Origin of the sequence: Streptosporangium carneum (assembly GCF_027922005.1) — a bacterium.
GTDB lineage: Bacteria > Actinomycetota > Actinomycetes > Streptosporangiales > Streptosporangiaceae > Streptosporangium > Streptosporangium carneum.
Map to the genome: position 1 here is coordinate 1 of NZ_BSEV01000072.1, position 1,354 is coordinate 1,354.

The 1,354-nt window shown below is 67.0% G+C and carries 1 protein-coding gene; it reads left to right on the forward strand.

The features are described from left to right. Positions 1 to 53 precede the first annotated feature (53 nt). Positions 54 to 1,295, forward strand: coding sequence for an IS256 family transposase (locus tag PKF00_RS43850; protein WP_271223722.1), 1,242 nt, complete (start codon positions 54 to 56; stop codon positions 1,293 to 1,295). Positions 1,296 to 1,354: the final 59 nt, after the last annotated feature.

Consider the following 1,354-nt stretch of genomic DNA (forward strand, 5'->3'; position numbering starts at 1 on the left):
CCACCGCGTGATCCTTCGAGTAGCGAAGATCAAGTTCGAAGGAGAACCAGGCGATGGCCGTAGACAACAGTGTGACGTCCGCGCAGTGGCTGGCGAAGCAGATCGAGACCAGTGACCCGGATCTGTTGCGATCTATGGTGAAGACCATGGCCGAGGCGTTGATGTCGGCCGAGGCCGACGGTCTGTGCGGCGCCGAGTACGGCCAGCGCAGCGATGAGCGCACCAACTCCCGCAACGGCTACCGCAGCCGTGACTGGGACACCCGCGCCGGCACCGTCGAGCTCGCGATCCCCAAACTGCGCTCGGGCTCCTACTTTCCCGACTGGCTGCTGGAGCGGCGTCGCCGGGCCGAGCAGGCGCTGATCAGCGTGGTGGCCACCAGCTACCTGCTCGGTGTCTCAACGAGACGGGTCGACAAGCTGGTCGAGCAGCTCGGCGTCAAACACATCTCCAAGAGCCAGGTCAGCCAGATGGCGAAGGTGCTGGACGTTCAGGTGGAGGCGTTCCGCACCCGGGTGTTGGACGGCGGGCCGTATGCGTTCGTGTGGCTGGATGCCCTGACCCAGAAGGTCCGCGAGGGCGGCCGGATCGTCAACGTGCACGTTTTGGTGGCCACCGCGGTCAACGCCAACGGCAACCGGGAGATCTTGGGGCTGGAGGTGTCGGCGGCCGAGGACGGCGCGGGCTGGCTGGCCTTCCTGCGCCACCTGGTGGCCCGCGGCCTGTCCGGGGTGCAGCTGGTCGTCTCCGACGCCCACGCCGGGCTGGTCGAGGCGATCGGCGCGAGTCTGCCGGGCGCGTCCTGGCAGCGCTGCCGCACCCACTACCTGCGCAACCTGCTCACCACGGTGCCGAAGTCGGCGCAGCCGTGGGTGGCGACCCTGGTGCGCACCATCTTCGACCAGCCGACCGCCGAGGCGGTCCGGGCTCAGCACGCCTGGGTCATCGAGGCGTTGGAGGCGAGGTATCCAGCCGCGTGCGAGCATCTGGACGCCGCCCGGGAGGAGGTGCTGGCCTTCGCCGCTTTCCCGCGCGAGGTGTGGAAGCAGATCTGGTCCAACAATCCGCAGGAGCGGTTGAACAAGGAGATCCGCCGCCGCACCGACGTGGTCGGGATCTTCCCCGACCGCGGTTCGATCATCCGGCTTGTCGGTGCGGTTTTGGCCGAGCAGACCGATGAGTGGACCGAGGCCCGCCGCTACATGGGCCTGGACATCCTGGCCAAGTGCCGGATACGCGTCATTGCAAGCGACACACCGCAGCACAACCCCATCCCGCAGACACTTACCGCTTAACCTGCAGAAACAGGATCACGCGGAGATCAACTCATACACCACTCCGCTGGACGTGACCC

Coding starts and splice junctions, on each gene's coding strand:
- PKF00_RS43850 (WP_271223722.1), top strand. CDS start 54: ATGGCCGTAGACAACAGTGTGACGTCCGCGCAGTGGCTGGCGAAGCAG.